Here is a 14,958-nt window from a genome sequence, read left to right on the forward strand (position 1 = left end):
CGGCCGCATTCTCATCCCCTTCGACCGTGTGCCTCAGCCGTGGGCCGGGGCTCCGTTCGGTTCGCCGTGGGAATCCTTCCCGTGCGGATCCTTGCCGCGCTTGCGGCTGATCCAGATCACCGTCTTGCGGATCACCACGTAGAAGACCGGCGTCAGGAACAGGCCGAAGAAGGTCGCGCCGATCATTCCGAAGAACACCGCCGTGCCGAGCGCCTGGCGCATCTCCGCGCCGGGACCCGTGGCGATGACGAGCGGCAGCACGCCGAGGATGAAGGCGAAGGCCGTCATCAGGATCGGGCGCAGGCGCAGGCGGCAGGCCTGGACCGCGGCGTCCACCGGTCCCTTGTGCTCGCTCTTCTCGATGTCGTGGGCGAACTCCACGATCAGGATCGCGTTCTTGGCGGCCAGACCGATGAGCACGATGAGACCGATCTGGGTCAGGATGTTGTTATCCTGCCCCCTGAGCTGCACCCCGAACAGCGCGGCGAGCACGCCCGTCGGCACCACCAGCAGGATCGCCAGCGGCAGCGCCCAGGCCTCGTACTGCGCGGCAAGCACGAGGAAGACGAGGAGCACGCCGAGCGCGAAGACGTAGATCGCCGTGCCGCCCGCCGCCTTCTGCTGGTAGGCGATCTCGGTCCAGTCGTAGGCGTAGCCCTCGGGCAGGGCCCGTTTGGCGATCTCCTCCATGCTGTCGAGCGCCTGGCCGGTCGAGACGCCGGCCTGTGCCACGCCCTGAAGCGGCACCGAGTAGTACAGGTTGAACCGCTGCACGATCTGCGGGCCGGAGATCTCGCGGATCGAGGCCAGCGTGCCCATCGGCACCAGGGCGCCGGTGGAGGAGCGCACCTTCAGCTGCTCGATGTCGCGCTGCGACATGCGGTAGACGGCGTCGCCCTGCACGCGCACCTGATAGATGCGGCCCAAAGTGTTGAAGTCGTTGACGTAGGCACCGCCGAGCGCCGTCTGCACCGTCGAGAAGACGTTGGCGAGCGGCACGTTGAGCATGCGCGCGATCGTGCGGTCGATGTCGAGGTAGAGCTGCGGCGTGTCGTTGCTGAAGGTCGTGAAGACCCGCGTCACGTCCCTGCTCTGGTTGGCCTGCCCCATGACCTCGCCGGCCGCCGCGAGCAGCGGACCGATCTCCGAGGATTGGCGGCTCTCGATCTGCATCTTGAAGCCGCCGCCCTGTCCGAGGCCGCGCACCGGCGGCGGCGGGATGACGATGACCCGCGCCTCCTGGATGCCGGCGGTGGCCTTCATCACGTCCCCGGTGATCACCGCCGCGCTGCGCCCCTGCGCCGCCCGCTCCTTGGAATTCTTGAGGGTCAGGAACATCACCGCCGCGTTGGTGGTGTTGGTGAAGGTGGCGCCATCGAAGCCCGCGATGATGACGGTGTTGGTGATGCCGTCGATCTTGCGGGCGATCGCCGCGGCCCGGTTCACCACTTCCGTCGTGCGGTCGAGCGAGGAGCCCGAGGGCAGCTGAACGACGCCGATGAGATAGCCCTGGTCCTGATCCGGGATGAAGCCCGTCGGTGTGGTCTGGGCGAGGTGCAGCGTGCCGGCGATCACGCCCGCGTAGACGAGCAGCATCGCGATCACGCCGACCACCGTGCCGGTCAGCACCCGGATGGTGTGGCCGTAGACGTTCGACAGCCAGTCGAAGCCGCGGTTGAACAGGTGCGCCAGCCAGTTGACGAACCGGGTGAGGAAGAACTTCGGCGGCTTGTGCTCGTGGTGCGGCTTCAGGAGCAGCTTGCAGAGCGCCGGCGAGAGGGTGAGCGAGTTGAAGGCGGAGATGATGGTCGAGGCCGCGATGGTGAGCGCGAACTGCTTGTAGAACTGGCCCGAGATGCCGGGGATGAAGGCGGTCGGGATGAACACCGCCGCGAGCACAAGCGCGATGGCGATGACCGCGCCGCCCACCTCGTCCATGGTCTTGTGGGCCGCCTCGCCGGGCGAGAGCCCATCGGCCATGTTGCGCTCGACGTTCTCCACCACGACGATGGCGTCGTCGACCACGATGCCGATGGCGAGCACGAGACCGAACAGGGTCAGGTTGTTGAGCGAGAAGCCCAGCGCCGACATGACCGCGAAGGTGCCGACGAGCGACACGGGGATCGCGATCACCGGGATCAGCGCCGTGCGCCAGCTCTGGAGGAACACCAGCACCACGATCACGACGAGGAGGACCGCCTCGAACAGGGTCTTGTAGACCTCGTGGATCGATTCCTCGATGAACTCCGTCGGGTTGTAGGCGATGCGGTACTCGACGTCCGGCGGGAAGTTCTTCTTCAGCTGCTCCATCGTCGCCTTGACCGATTCCGCGGCCTCGAGCGCGTTGGTGCCCGGCCGCTGGAAGGCGCCGATGCCGACCGCGGGCGTGTCGTTGAGGAAGGAGTTCGTGGTGTAGTCCTTCTGGCCCATCTCGACGCGAGCGATGTCGCGCACGCGCACGAGGCGCCCGTCGCTCGCCTTGACGATGACGTCGGCGAACTGCTCCGGCGTCTGGAAGCGTCCCTGCGACTGCACCACGAGCTGGAAGGCGGCGCCCGGCGCGGCGGGCGGACCGTTGAGCTGGCCGGCGGCGACCTGAACGTTCTGCTCCTGCAGCGCGCTCGTCACGTCCGTGGTGGTCAGGCCGTAGGCGGCCATCTTCTGCGGGTCGATCCAGATGCGCTCGGCGTACTCGTTGCCGCCGAAAATCGAGATGTCGCCGACGCCGTCGAGGCGCAGCAGCTCGTCGCGGATGTTGAGGTAGATGTAGTTGGCTAGATAATTCTGGTCGTAGGTGCGCTTGGGCGAGAGCAGGTGCACGACCAGCATCAGGTCGGGCGAGGCCTTGCGCACGGTAACGCCGAGATTGCGCACGTCCGGCGGCAGGCGCGGCTGCGCCACCGAGAGCCGGTTCTGCACGAGCACGTTGGCGATATCGAGGTTGGTGCCGACCTTGAAGGTCACGGTCAGCAGCATCGCGCCGTCGTTGGTCGACAACGACGTCATGTAGAGCATGTTGTCGACGCCGTTGATCTCCTGTTCCAGCGGCGTCGCGATCGTCGCGGCCACCGTCTCGGCGTTGGCGCCGGGGAAGCTCGCGCGCACGGTCACGGTCGGCGGAACGATCTCGGGATATTGCGAGACCGGCAGCTTCTCGTAGGCGACGAAGCCGAGGATCAGGAAGACGATCGACGTGACCGAGGCGAAGATCGGCCGGTCGACGAAGAAATGGGCGAAACGCATCGTTCAAACCTCTCGCCGGCCGGTGCGCGCTGGCGCGATCCGTGCGGCTTGCCGTCTGCGTCCAGGCCGGCGCCGCCCGGTCGGTCCGGGAGCGTCGGCGCTCGAATCGTTCCCAGAGCCGGAACCGGCCTGATCGGATCAGGCTGGCCTCGCTCGGTCCTTGTCTCGACGCGCTGTCTGCCGCCGAACCGGCATCCGCCTCGTCGGACAGCGCCCGCCCCGCGTTCCGCCTCGCCCCCGCGACGGCGCGGCCTCAGCGCGGTCTCACTTCTTCGTCGGCGGCAGCTCGACCGTCTCGGGCTTCACCTGGGCGCCGGGGCGAACCTTGGCGACGCCGTTGATGACCACCAGCTCGTCGCCCTTCAGGCCGTCGCGGACCACGCGGTAGCCGTCGACGATCGGCCCGAGCTTCACGGTCCGAGCCGCGACCTTGTCGCCCTCGCCGAGCACGTAGACGATGCGCTTGTCCTGATTGGCCGAGACCGCCTCGTCGGGAATCAGGATGCCCTGGAACGGCTTGGTCGCGGGCATGGAGACGATGCCGAACAGGCCCGGCTTGATGAACCCGTCCGGGTTCTCGACGGTGGCGCGCAGCAGCATCGTGCCGGTCTGGTAGTCGACCCGGTTGTCGACGAAGTCGAGCGTGCCCTTGCGGGTCGGCTTCTCCTCGCCGGACAGGGCGATCAGCACCGGAGCGCCCTTGCCGCGCTGCATCTGGCCCATGCCGATGCCGAGCGAGCCCTGGTACTTCAGGAACGAGCGCTCATCGACGTTGAAGCCGAAATAGATCGGATCGAGCGAGACGATCCGGGCCAGGATCGTCTGGTCGGTGCTGACGATGTTGCCCTCGGTGACGAGGCGCTGGCTGATCCGGCCGTTGATCGGGGACTTCACTTCCGTGAAGTCGTAGTTGAGCTGGGCATTGCGCAGGGCGGCCTCGGCGCTGTCCACGTCGGCCTGGGCGGTCTGCGAGGCCTGCCGGCGCTGATCGGTGACCTGCTCGGAGATGTTGCCGCCGCGCGAGAGGACCTGGGCACGCTCCAGGTCGGTCTGGGTGAAGGAGAGGCGCGCCTTGGCGGAGACCAGCGCGGCCTGGGCCTGCTCCAGCGTCGCCTTGTAGGGCCGGCGGTCGATGACGAAGAGCACGTCGCCCTTCTTCACGTTGGCGCCGTCCTGGAACATGATCTTGTCGAGGTAGCCGGTCACCCGGGCGCGGACCTCGACGAACTCGATCGGGTCGAAGCGGCCGGTATACTGGTCCTGCTCGACGATCTCCCGCACCACCGGCTTGGCGACGGTGACGCCGGGCGGCGGAGCCCCCGGCATCTGCGCGCCGGCCGGCCCGGCCCCCAGCAGCGCGAAGGCCACCAGAGGTGTGGCGAGAAGAAGAGGCCCGAGGCTACGCATCATTCAGTTCCCTGCATGGCGCGGCCTAGTCCCCGCAACCTGATGTGGGGCGTGCGCCCGCGCACATGGCGGCCATTTTCGAAAGGAACGCTTAGGCACCCAGCGGCGCAAACCGGCGCGATCTAGGCTTCGACCGGCTCGCCCGCGGCGTACCAGTCCTTGAAGGCGCCCGCGTAATGCTCGCTAACGTCGAGCCCCGACTGCTGCGCCGCGGCGATCGCGTGGATCGAGCGGACGCCCGAGGCACAGGAGAAGACCGGCCGGCGCCCATCCGCCTCGATCAGCGCCTTCAATGCCGCGGCATCGAAGGTCGAGAGCGGGTGCGAGACGGATCCGGGGATGTGCCCGCGGGCGAACTCGTGATCCTCCCGCACATCGATGAGCAGCAGCGAGCCGTTCGCCAAGCCCTGCTTGACCGTCTCGCGGTCGAGGTCGACCACCTTCATCGCAATCGATCTTTCCAGAGGGAAGCCGCCGGACGGGGCGGATCGAAACGTGTGGGGATGTCTTAAGTCGTCTCGCCCGTGCGGCGCAACATCGGCGGAGTCGCGCCCGGCAGGTCGGCGAGCGCCGCATCGACGCGGTCGAAATGCGCGCTCCAGCGGGGCGGTTCGTACCCGGAAAGGCGGTCCGAAAGCTCGGCCCGGAGCCCAGAGCCGGGCTCGCTCAGGGCCTGGACGGCCTGCCTCCAGCCCGGTCCGTCCAGCGGATCGAGGAAGTGGGCGAAGGGCCCGCCGATCTCGCGGTGTACGGGGATGTCGGAGGCCACGACCGGAAGGCCGCTCGCCGCCGCCTCCACCACGGGCAGCCCGTAGCCCTCGATAAAGGAGGGCATCAACAGGGCGGTGGCACCGCGCATCAGCGCCGCCAGACCGTGGGTCGACAGGCCGACCACCTCGCTCACATGGGGATGCAGGGCCGGGCAGCGGTCGAGCATGTCGGCGACGTTCTCGATCTCCCAGCCGCGACGTCCGACGAGGATGAGGCGCGGCGTCTCCCGGCCCATGCGCTCGGCCAGATCGCGCCAGAGGTTGAGCAGCAGAAGGTGGTTCTTGCGCGGCTCGATCGTGCCGCAGACGAGGAAGACCGCCCGCGCGAGCCCCGGCAGGTCCGCCGCGCCGGGGGCGCCCGAGAAGACCGGCTCGACGCCGAGGGGGACCGCGGTCACGGGCTTGGCGCCCAGGCCGAGACGGCGCGCGTAGTCGGTGAAGCGGGCGCCGACATCGCCCGAATTGACGAGGACGTGCGCGGCGTGCCGCGCGACGGTCTCCATCCGCAGCGCGTGGCGCGCCGCCTCCCCCGGCCGGCCGTATTCCGGGTGGGAGATCGGGATCAGATCGTGGACGAAGAAGACCGGACGGATGTCGCGCCGGCCGTAGAGCCAGTCGAAACGTTCGGGCCGGTCGAGCCGCAGATGCGAGGTGTGCAGGTAGATCGTGCCCTCCGGCAGGCGTTCGACGCCGCCGGAGCGCAGCACCCGCAGGGCGGTCTCGGCCTGGAGACGGTGCCGGTCGAGCCCGCCCTCGCCCCGGCGCCTGCCGACCGATCGCGGCCGGCCACCGGCGGCGGCGGGCGCGGCGACGGGATCGGCGGCGAGAGACGCCGCGAGCGCCTGGAAGACCGGATCGGCTTCCGCCGTCACGTCCTCGACCCAGCCCGCGGCGACCGCCTCGACGATGCCCCGCGCCGTGTCCCGGTCGAGGACGCGCGGGCCCAGAGCCGTCGAGACGAGTCCCAAGCGCGTGCCCGGCGCACCCCCGGACAGGACGTGTCGGGCATAGGCGAGATCGACCCGGTCGATGCCGGTCGGGCTGGCGTGCCGGAGCCGGGTGATCAGGCGGGTCAGGTCGATGGCGAGGCAGGCTTGCATGGGCCGCTGCATAGACCGGAACCGATAACGCTGGCGACCGGCGCCGATCCGTCGTCGCCGGTCTAGTGCGGCTGAGGCTCGGCGCTGCAGCTACGGCTCGCGATTTCCCGTGCCACCTCCATCAGGAGGACGTCCACGAGCTGGCGCAGCCGCGGGCTGCCGCTCGCATCGATCGCCCGGCGCGCCGCGATGAGGAGTTCGGCCGCCTCGTCGATGGCCTCCGCCGAGTCCGCGCTCTTCAGCTCGCGCAAGGTCCGCGTCTCGCCACCGGATTCGGCACCCTCGAGAAGGGTTCCCTCCCCGCGCGTGGGGTGTCGGCGCGCATCGCGATGGATCCGGCCGCGGCACCGGATCTGGCGCGCCGGGCCGGACGAGGACGCGACCCAGAGGTCGATCGAGACGTCGTCGTCCTGTTCGGCGGCACGGGCCACTTGGCCGAGGAAACGGGTGGCCTCCGAGGTGTCGAGGCCGGCCGTCGCCTGCTCGCTGCGCAGGGGTCGACCCGCGAGGCGGGCGTCGCCCGCCATGAGCTCGGCCGCTCCCTCATCGAGGAGGAAAAAGCCGGTTTCCGGATCCCATTCCCAGGCTCCGACGCTCTCGGATTTGCCCAGCGTTCGGACGAGCACCGGGGCTGTGCCGAGCCGGGTGTCACTGCGTCTGCGTTTCACGATACTGCTCCCCGCGCATGATGCGTCAGGCTGATGATGATCTTCCGGTGCCGCGGCGGCCGGGCCGCGGTGCCGATCTCCGGCGATGGCTTGGCGGCGGATGCCATGCATCCGCCGCACCGGTTCTCGGGCGGCGCGTCTCAGGAGGCGAGGCGCGCGACGCTGGTGCGCGGCGGAGCCAGGACGGAGCGGATGTCGCCGCGCTTGTTCTGGAGTTGGCGCAGCGACCGGCGGTCGAAGGCCGCTTCCACCGCCACGATCTCCTCGCCCTCGATCTCGTGCGGCAGGCCGAGGGGGATGGCGCGCAGATGCAGCTGGAGGAGGCGCAGGATCCAGCTCGTCGGCATCTCGGAGACGAAGCTGGTGATCCCCCGCGGCAGGCCCCATTCGACGATCGCGGTCATCAGGGCGAGCGCCGTCGGGTTGAGCCGCCGGCCCGAGGTCCGCGCGCTCTCGGCGACGCAGATGCGGCCCCACTCGACGATGTGCGGACCCGACGGCGCCGTTCCCTCGCAGAGCTGCGGCAGCACCATCGGCAGCAGGTAAGGACGCGTCGTCGGCAGCAGCCGCGAATAGCCGATGACGGCGTCGCCGTCGTCGAGAGCGAGCAGATGGATGGCGTGCTCGTCGTCGAACTCGTCGATCTCGCGCCGATCGGGCCGGGCAAGATTCGACCATCCCAGTTCCTCGACGAAGACCCGGTGCCGCAGGCGAAAGGCCTGATCCAGGGCACCGGCATAGTCCTGCATGTTCTCAGCGGTCACGACATGGATCATCGGAACACCTCTTCAGAAACCTGAGGTGTTCGTCCCAAATTCAGCCGTGTGGCGGCACTACGAGAATCCGTAGGGTTTCGTCGGATCGGATGCGCGCGGCTCGAAAGGTGAGACCGGTCGTCAGCGCATGCGCCGGCATTGTCAGAATCGTGCCGTCGACGTCTCTATCTTGGATTGTATGTCTGAAACAATACAGAAGTTGCCGATCAACGGATGAATCGGCCCGTGCCGACCGGCGAGGCAGATCGGGTGCCCGCCGTGATCCTCTCCACCGGCGCGACTTTGAGGTCTCGCGGGCGTTGCCTTCGATCCGATCCATCGTTGCGGGTATCGCATCGCTGCGACGGCACCCAACATTCAATTGTGCATTGTCTTTTCCGAGAGTGGGCGATTGCGCGTCGGGTCGATGCGCTCCGTCCGGTGGCACGCGGCGCCTCGATCGGCCCATGTTCCAGGCTCGCGGGGTGCTTCGGAGGCGGGAAGAGTCCACTGCTCGCCGGTCGGCATCGTTCGCGATGCCGCCGGGTTCGGTTCAGACGATCAGCCCGCGCCGGAAGCCCTCGGCGACCGCCTGAGTGCGGGAGATGCAGCCGAGCTTCATCCGGGCCGAGCGCAGATGGAAATCGACGCCGTGGCGTGAGATGCCCATCAACTCGCCGATTTCCCAATCGGTCTTACCCTCGGCGACCCATTGCAGGCTCTCGCGCTCGCGCGGAGTCAGTCCCATGCGGCGTTCGCTGGGCCCGTTGTCGATGAGCAGCGTCTGCCCGACCACGTAGGAGGCGAGCAGGGTCAGCATCCCGCGCTGTCCCGGGCTGATATCGAGCTGCCGCCCGGCGAATGTCAGGCCGCCGCGCTCCTCCTCGAGCGTGGCGAGCGGCACGGTGAAGCCGTCGCCGAGGCCGAACTCGCCCGCCTCGTTCATCACCTGCCGCGCGCGGGGATCGAGATCGCTCGCCGACTCGATCTCCGACCACCGGAAGCCGGTCGTGCTGGACAGCGTCGCCTGCACGATTGGATCTGTATACATATAGCCTTTGGAAAAATAGAGACGATTCCACTCGTCCGAAGTATTTTCAAGTATCACGAAATTGCGCTGCGTCCGCGCCGGAAGGCGTTTCTGCGGGATCATGGCCGAAATGATGTATTCGATGCCCAGCGCGTTCAGCCGCGGCATGATCGCCCGCAGGATGTCCTCACGCGAATGCGCTCGGTCGAGCGACTTGAGGATTTCCAACGTGAGGTCGAGTGATTTTCTAGACATGACCGGGCAAAACTATCGCTCAAGCATCACGATAAGTCCCTCTGCGGCTTTTGAGAAGAGCAATCGAAAGTTTCCTTTAGGTTGCCTCATTGGGAGCGCGCCGAGGTACTTGGCGCGGACGGTCGAGGCATCTTCCTGTCTGCCGTCGTGCTTGATGCCGTGGGGGCGAACAATGCGCCGTGTCAATGTCGCAGGAACAATGCGCCTGTGCCCACAGCCTCGGCTCGGCCGAGCAGGATCGTGTCTCGGCGTTCCAAGCATGCGGCAGGGGTTGCGCTGCCCGAAGCGGACGGCTATGAGCCGCAAGCCCTGCAAGGGTATCGGAGTGTAGCGCAGCCCGGTAGCGCACCTGTCTGGGGGACAGGGGGTCGTCGGTTCAAGTCCGGCCACTCCGACCATTACTTTCCAATGGCTTAGTGAGGGGTCAGCTTTTCGCCCCGCCGCCGTTTTGCAGAGCGTTTTGCAAAATCCTGTTCCGGCGGTGTTCGTCGAGCTTCGCGATCGCCGATTCGGCCAGCGTCCGGGTGCGGGCGAGATAGCGGTCCAAAATCTTCTGCGCGTGCGCCTGCGAGTGGCCCGTGATGGTCGCGATCTCCGGCACCGTGCATCCCGCCTCCGCCAGCATCGTGACGGCCGTTCCGCGCAGGTCGTGGAAGTGCAGATCCTCGGCGATCTTCGCCGCGGCGAACGCCTCGCTCCAAAGCTCATGGAAGTGCCGCTTGCGCCAAGCCGTGCCGCGGGGCGCGACCAGGATCGTCGTGGCGCGCCGCGGTGCCTCGTCGAGCGCCGCTTTCAGGGCGCGCGTCGCCGGCACGTAGACGAGGCGACGGCTCTTGCTCTGGCTGCGGACGGTCACCGCGGTGCCGTCCCAGGCCGACCACGGCAGCGTCAGGAGATCGACCTGCCGCTGTCCGGTGTGGAGGGCGAGCATCATCGCCAGCCGGATCTCGGGGGAGGCCACCGCCTCGAACGCGGCGACATGCTCCGGCATCCAGATCATCTCGGCACGGTCTGAGCGGTAGGCGCGCTCGAAGTTCGCAACCGGGTTGTGCCGGATGTGTCCGCGATCGACACCCCATGCGAACACCCGCGCCAACCGCCCGAGCTTCGCGTCGGCGGCCTTGGGGTGCTTCTCGGCCAGCGTGTCGTGCCACTTCAGGAAGGCGGGCCGGCTGCGCGGGTTCTCGACGATGGTCAGCAGCGTCGTGCCCCAACGCTCCTCGCACGCCTTCAGGTCATAGGCCGCGCTTTCCCGCGTCTTCGCGGCGAGCTCGGTCCAGGCGCGCGATTCCCGGTACTGCCGGATCAGCCACTCGACCGTGCCCTCGCTGCGTGCCAGGGCCGTGTTGCGCACCGCATCCTGAAACGAGCGGATGAACTCGGGTGTGCCGGGCTCGCCGATAAGCTTCGTGCCGGTGGCGCGGTGATAGTGGTAGACCTTCTCCGTCCCGTCGGCGAGCTTCGCGCGGACGGTGTTGATGCCCCGCAGCCTAACTCGCATTCTCGGCCAGCCATTCGTCGATGGACGTGGTCGCATCAGAGATCAGGCCGGAGCGGCGATCAAGCGCGCGGTCGATGGCGCGCCGGTCCCACCGATGCGTGCCGGCAATCGGGCCCGGCACGATGCCCTTGCGCACCCAGCCGTCGAACGCCTCGACCGTCTCGCAGCCGCAGTACTCGGCCGCCTGGGCGCGTGTCAGGCATCGGGGGGCGATGTTGGCCGGAAGCCTCGCCGATCCGCCCTTGCCCCCGGTGCCGCCCGTGGTGCTGGCGCTACGCATCTCCGCCTCGTGCGGTGGGGGTTGAAGGGGTCGAAGCGAGTGCGGCGCGCAGCATCTCCGCCGACCGGCGGTAGCGCAGTTCGTGCTCGGGTGAGGCGGCCGTAAAGCTGCGCGACGGGTCGAGGTTGTCCTCGTTGTCGCTGAGCTTCACGATCATCGCGAGCCGGTCGCCGCTGGCGATGATGCCGGCGACGCACTCGAGGTAGGGCTTCCCCGCGGGCCGGGTGAGGAGTCCGACAGCTTGCACGACGGCTGGGTCGAAACCGGCGTCGAGAAGATCGTCGGCGGTGGTGCCGGTGTCCTCGATCGTGTCGTGCAGCCATCCGACCTGCTGACACCATTCGGCGTGCTGGATCGGCAGCCCCATCGCCTCGGCGTGCGCGCGGGCGCGAGCTGCGACCCGGCCGAGATGCCCGGTGTACGGTACGCCGCCCTTGTCGACTTGGCCCGCGTGGACGCGGCGAGCGAAGGTCTCACCAGCGAAGGTCATCGTATCAGCCATGGGAGCCCCCGTCCTTGCGCGGCGCGGGCAGCCCCAGCGGGTCATTCGGCATCTCGCCCTTGTCGTAGGCAATCTGCAGCGCAGGCCCGGCCCACTCGCTCATGGTGCGTCCGTCGGGCAGCACGACGTGGCTCAAGAAGGCCTGCTCGACGGTCTCGATGCCGTTCTCGATCGCCTCGCGCTTCGCCTTGATGGTGAGCAGCAGGGCGCGCCAGCGGGACCGGCGCACCTGGTCGTTCGCGTTCCCGGCGATCGGCACCACGATCTTGATGAGCCGGCCGGCGAGCATGAACATGACGATCGCTTCGAGGTAATCGTCCATGGTGATGACGCGCGTCGCTTTCGCCGCCTTCAGCAGCTTCTCGATTTCGGCCCGGCTCTGCGCGATCGGCACCTTCGTGGTCTCGGCGTAGGCCATGGCTCTACCCCTCCCTTGCCGTGGCCGCGCGGGCGAGCGCGGTGCGGATCTTGGACGCGATGCCCTCAGCGACGGCCCTGGCGGTGCGGCGCTCCTGCGCGGTCATCTCGCCGGCCATGAGCAGGATGGACGACATCCGCGTCGCCTCATCCAAAACCGCCTCCACCTCGGCCCGGAGGCTGGCTGCTTCGGCGGTGGCGGTGGCAAGGGCGGAACGAACCTCGTGAGCGAGCCCGGCCGAAGCCTGCCAGCCGCCAGCCTCGGCGACCTGCATCATCGCCTCGGCGTACTCATCCCTCTCGGCCGTGACCCGCTGAAGGTCGGCGAGGACCGGGGCGATGTGCTGGTTGACGATCTCGGCCGCCTTCCGGCGCACGGTCTCGATGTTCCAAGCCGCTTGGCCGTCAGGGATGGCCTTTGCGATCCTGTGGGCTTCATCCCATGAGGCGTTCGCCAAGGTGCTGTAGGACTGATCCCACATCGTCTTCGTCAGCGCTTCGACCGGCGCCTCGGGGGTGGCGGCGGGCGTCATTGGCGACCTCGCAGAACTGCACGGCCTTCGGGCGTGATCTCGTGGTGGCGATAGAACCCGCGCGCGTCTGTCACCGGCCGGACAAAGCCGAGGCTGGTGATCCGGCGGCACCATGCGCCCATGATCATCGCCTCGCCGTTGGATGAGCTTCCGCCACCAACAGCCGTGCCGGTGTCCCGAGCGCGACCGATCTTGCTTTCCGGCGACGCCAGATCCCAGACGACGTTGCGGCGGTGCGAAGGGCCGCGCTGGTCGAGGTACGACAGCACGCGGCGCTCGAAGTGCCCGAGTTCGCCCATCTCAGCGCCCTCCCTGACCGGAGGACGGGGGAGCGGGGATCGGCTGCCAGCAATCCACCCGGTGGATGCGAGCGCGGCTGCCATGCTCCCGCCAGCAATCCCGCTGCGAGCCGGGCGCAGAAGGCGCGCGATACCCGATCACCGGGTGTATCCAGCAACCCTGCCTCCAGAGGAGGATGCGAGTTCCGTCCTGCGGCGCGGCCTCCATGTCGAAGCTCCACGCCCCTTGCGCCTCCGGGGCTGCCGGGCGGGCGGCGAGGGCACCAGACCCATCGCAGGCTGCACACTTATCGTCCGATGTGCCGTCGATATCGCGAAGGCCGCTACCGAAACACTCCGGGCATTTCGCCCCCTGCCCGGTGCTCTGCCCGGCCGGATGAAGGTCGAGAACCGCTTTGATGGTGGCGAGCGGCCCGCGTCCCTCGGCCTCCTGCTCAAGCAGCCAATCTGCGCCGGCAACATCGCGGGCAATCTCTCGCAGGGCGTCGTCAGCAACCTTGAGCCCGCCGCGAAGGACGGAGCACAGGTTTCCGGTCAGCCTCTTCCGGAATTGGCGCAGGGCCGCGTCCGGCGTGTTGCCGAAGCCTGCGATGCCATCCTGAAGGTTGTCGCCCAACAGGCAGCACCACGCGTCGCCATCCTTGAAAATGCGCGGCACCTCCCCCGCCGTCATCCCGCCGTCCGTGCGGGGAGCGGGCGTGGCTTCGAGCGCGTCGGCCGCCTCACAGATCAGGCGGTAGGCGCACAGTGGGTCGTGCAACTGCCAAGCGTCTGACCCGCCCGCCACATTGCAAGAGCAGTCGCCGCCTTCCTCTTCGGAGCCAGAAGCGGCGCGCATCCGCTTCAGGAGCCCCGCCGTCATCGCTTCAGCGCCTACCGCGCCCTGGTGGGTGGTGGTGGACATGGCGTCAGGCTCCGGGGGTAGCGATGGCGAGGGAGAGCGGAGCCGACCAAGGCACGAACGGCCGGTCGTAGCCCTGCATCAGCGGGTGCAGCTGGTGGCCGTCTTGGGCCGTGCCGATGCAGAAGAGCGGGATGCCGTGGGCCTCGGCGATACCGACGACCTCCATCCACCGGTTGCGAAGCCACTTCGGCAGCTTGGCGCTCGGTCCCCACGCGACGATCACCTTGTCGGCCTCGCGCATGATCCGCCTGAGATGGTCGCCGCCGTCGATGCCGATCGGATCGGCCGCTGTGCGCAGCGCCTTGATGTCCGTCGCGCGGAACGCGAACAGGTTGCCGACGATGACCCGGCCAGCACCAAGCCTCCGCGAGAAGCCCAGTACCTTGCGGATGGTTGGATCATCGGCCGTGGCGTCCGCCGTGGACGGGTTGACCATGATCCAGGCCACGGTCGGCCCGGCGAGCATGCCGCCGAGATCCCGCTCGAGGCGGTAGCGGTAGAAGCCGCAGTCGGAGAGGATCGCGCTCACGACTGCTCCTCCCGGCGCGTGAAGCGACCTGATGATGCCCGCGGGCCTGCGGCATGCCGTTGGTCCGAACCGGCCACCGGACCGCCCTGCTTCTGGCGGCGCTGTCCGCGGACGATCTTCGAGATGGTCTGGAAGGTCACGTTGAACCGCTGGGCAAGCGCTTCCATCGTGTGGCCGCCCTGCGAATAGGCGAGCCGGATCTGAGCAACTTGGTTGTCAGTCAGCTTCGCAGCAGGGTTCTTCTGGCCGTGTTGATCAATCAGGCCGCCGTGATGCGCATGCTCGACGTTCTCGCCCGCGGTTCCGCAGAGAAGATTTCCCGGCCGGTTGTCGTCTTTCAGTCCGTTGCGATGGTTGATTTCGTGTCCTGGCGGGATGTCTCCGTGCAGGTGCTGCCAGACGAGCCGATGCGCACCGCAATGCATGCGGCGACCTTCGATCATCGCGCGAACCTGCAGGTAGCCTTCCGGTGTCCGGTGCTCGATGCGCTTTCGCTTGCAGGGCACAAGGTGGCTGCCGCCGGCACGGAGGCCGCGGCGATCAGCGACACACCAGACGCGCCCGTGCTCGTCGATTTCCCACTGTCCCTCACGGACAAGCGTGATCAGGATGCGCTCATAGAGCGAGGACGGTCTACCCATGGATTTCGGTCCATTCGATGGTGCTGTGCTCAGCCACGGGCGCCTCCATCCTGCTGCGATAGCGCGGCATCGGGCGCGCGCCGGATCCAGGGTTGCCGACGGTCCGGACCGGGGCGCATTTCGT

Annotated in this window: 16 protein-coding genes and 1 tRNA gene; 1 reads left to right on the plus strand and 16 read right to left on the minus strand. The window is 68.1% G+C overall.

The window, feature by feature from the left end:
- Nucleotides 1-33 precede the first annotated feature (33 nt).
- The 7 genes from HNR01_RS20790 to HNR01_RS20820 form a co-directional block, all read right to left on the minus strand.
- On the minus strand, nucleotides 34-3,243 hold the full coding sequence (locus HNR01_RS20790; protein ID WP_183669512.1) for an efflux RND transporter permease subunit: 3,210 nt from the start codon (nucleotides 3,241-3,243) through the stop codon (nucleotides 34-36).
- A gap of 264 nt (nucleotides 3,244-3,507) precedes the next feature.
- Nucleotides 3,508-4,653, minus strand: coding sequence for an efflux RND transporter periplasmic adaptor subunit (locus tag HNR01_RS20795; RefSeq protein ID WP_017483622.1), 1,146 nt, complete (start codon nucleotides 4,651-4,653; stop codon nucleotides 3,508-3,510).
- Between the two features lie 119 nt (nucleotides 4,654-4,772).
- Nucleotides 4,773-5,096, minus strand: coding sequence for a rhodanese-like domain-containing protein (locus HNR01_RS20800; RefSeq protein WP_017483621.1), 324 nt, complete (start codon nucleotides 5,094-5,096; stop codon nucleotides 4,773-4,775).
- 62 nt (nucleotides 5,097-5,158) lie between these two features.
- On the minus strand, nucleotides 5,159-6,520 hold the full coding sequence (locus HNR01_RS20805; RefSeq protein ID WP_246417576.1) for a glycosyltransferase family 4 protein: 1,362 nt from the start codon (nucleotides 6,518-6,520) through the stop codon (nucleotides 5,159-5,161).
- Nucleotides 6,521-6,582: 62 nt separating this feature from the next.
- The gene (locus HNR01_RS20810; RefSeq protein WP_312034887.1) at nucleotides 6,583-7,188 is read right to left on the minus strand and encodes a hypothetical protein; all 606 of its coding nucleotides are present in this window, start codon (nucleotides 7,186-7,188) and stop codon (nucleotides 6,583-6,585) included.
- A gap of 140 nt (nucleotides 7,189-7,328) precedes the next feature.
- Nucleotides 7,329-7,964, minus strand: coding sequence for an acyl-homoserine-lactone synthase (locus HNR01_RS20815; protein WP_183669516.1), 636 nt, complete (start codon nucleotides 7,962-7,964; stop codon nucleotides 7,329-7,331).
- Between the two features lie 532 nt (nucleotides 7,965-8,496).
- A complete protein-coding gene (locus tag HNR01_RS20820; protein ID WP_026105392.1) occupies nucleotides 8,497-9,228 on the minus strand; it encodes a LuxR family transcriptional regulator in 732 nt (243 codons plus the stop codon).
- Nucleotides 9,229-9,549: 321 nt separating this feature from the next.
- Between HNR01_RS20820 and HNR01_RS20825 the strand changes: the two genes are divergently transcribed.
- Nucleotides 9,550-9,626, plus strand: a tRNA-Pro gene (locus HNR01_RS20825).
- 26 nt (nucleotides 9,627-9,652) lie between these two features.
- Here the strand turns inward: HNR01_RS20825 and HNR01_RS20830 are convergent.
- From HNR01_RS20830 to HNR01_RS20870, 9 genes are read right to left on the minus strand one after another with little or no spacing between them, the layout of a single operon-like run.
- Nucleotides 9,653-10,729 (minus strand): tyrosine-type recombinase/integrase, encoded by a 1,077-nt coding sequence (locus tag HNR01_RS20830; RefSeq protein WP_183669518.1) that lies wholly within the window; start codon nucleotides 10,727-10,729, stop codon nucleotides 9,653-9,655.
- Nucleotides 10,719-11,009 (minus strand): hypothetical protein, encoded by a 291-nt coding sequence (locus tag HNR01_RS20835; protein WP_152278638.1) that lies wholly within the window; start codon nucleotides 11,007-11,009, stop codon nucleotides 10,719-10,721. Before HNR01_RS20835 ends, HNR01_RS20830 begins: the two co-directional genes overlap by 11 nt.
- Complete coding sequence (locus HNR01_RS20840; RefSeq protein WP_183669520.1) at nucleotides 11,002-11,511, minus strand: phosphohydrolase; 510 nt, start codon at nucleotides 11,509-11,511, stop codon at nucleotides 11,002-11,004. Before HNR01_RS20840 ends, HNR01_RS20835 begins: the two co-directional genes overlap by 8 nt.
- Nucleotides 11,504-11,929 carry a hypothetical protein gene (locus tag HNR01_RS20845; protein ID WP_183669522.1) on the minus strand — a complete coding sequence of 142 codons (426 nt, stop codon included), beginning with the start codon at nucleotides 11,927-11,929 and terminating at the stop codon, nucleotides 11,504-11,506. The genes HNR01_RS20840 and HNR01_RS20845 overlap by 8 nt, the downstream gene beginning before the upstream one ends.
- 4 nt (nucleotides 11,930-11,933) lie before the next feature.
- Nucleotides 11,934-12,461, minus strand: coding sequence for a hypothetical protein (locus HNR01_RS20850; RefSeq protein ID WP_183669524.1), 528 nt, complete (start codon nucleotides 12,459-12,461; stop codon nucleotides 11,934-11,936).
- The gene (locus HNR01_RS20855) at nucleotides 12,458-12,760 is read right to left on the minus strand and encodes a hypothetical protein (protein WP_183669526.1); all 303 of its coding nucleotides are present in this window, start codon (nucleotides 12,758-12,760) and stop codon (nucleotides 12,458-12,460) included. The genes HNR01_RS20850 and HNR01_RS20855 overlap by 4 nt, the downstream gene beginning before the upstream one ends.
- A gap of 1 nt (nucleotide 12,761) precedes the next feature.
- The gene (locus HNR01_RS20860) at nucleotides 12,762-13,664 is read right to left on the minus strand and encodes a hypothetical protein (protein ID WP_183669528.1); all 903 of its coding nucleotides are present in this window, start codon (nucleotides 13,662-13,664) and stop codon (nucleotides 12,762-12,764) included.
- Between the two features lie 4 nt (nucleotides 13,665-13,668).
- Entirely contained in the window at nucleotides 13,669-14,193 is a 525-nt protein-coding gene (locus tag HNR01_RS20865; protein ID WP_183669530.1) for a DUF1643 domain-containing protein, read from the minus strand.
- The gene (locus tag HNR01_RS20870; protein WP_183669532.1) at nucleotides 14,190-14,834 is read right to left on the minus strand and encodes an HNH endonuclease; all 645 of its coding nucleotides are present in this window, start codon (nucleotides 14,832-14,834) and stop codon (nucleotides 14,190-14,192) included. Before HNR01_RS20870 ends, HNR01_RS20865 begins: the two co-directional genes overlap by 4 nt.
- Nucleotides 14,835-14,958 lie beyond the last annotated feature (124 nt).

The organism is Methylorubrum rhodesianum, from assembly GCF_014199985.1.
Classification (GTDB): Bacteria; Pseudomonadota; Alphaproteobacteria; order Rhizobiales; family Beijerinckiaceae; genus Methylobacterium; species Methylobacterium rhodesianum.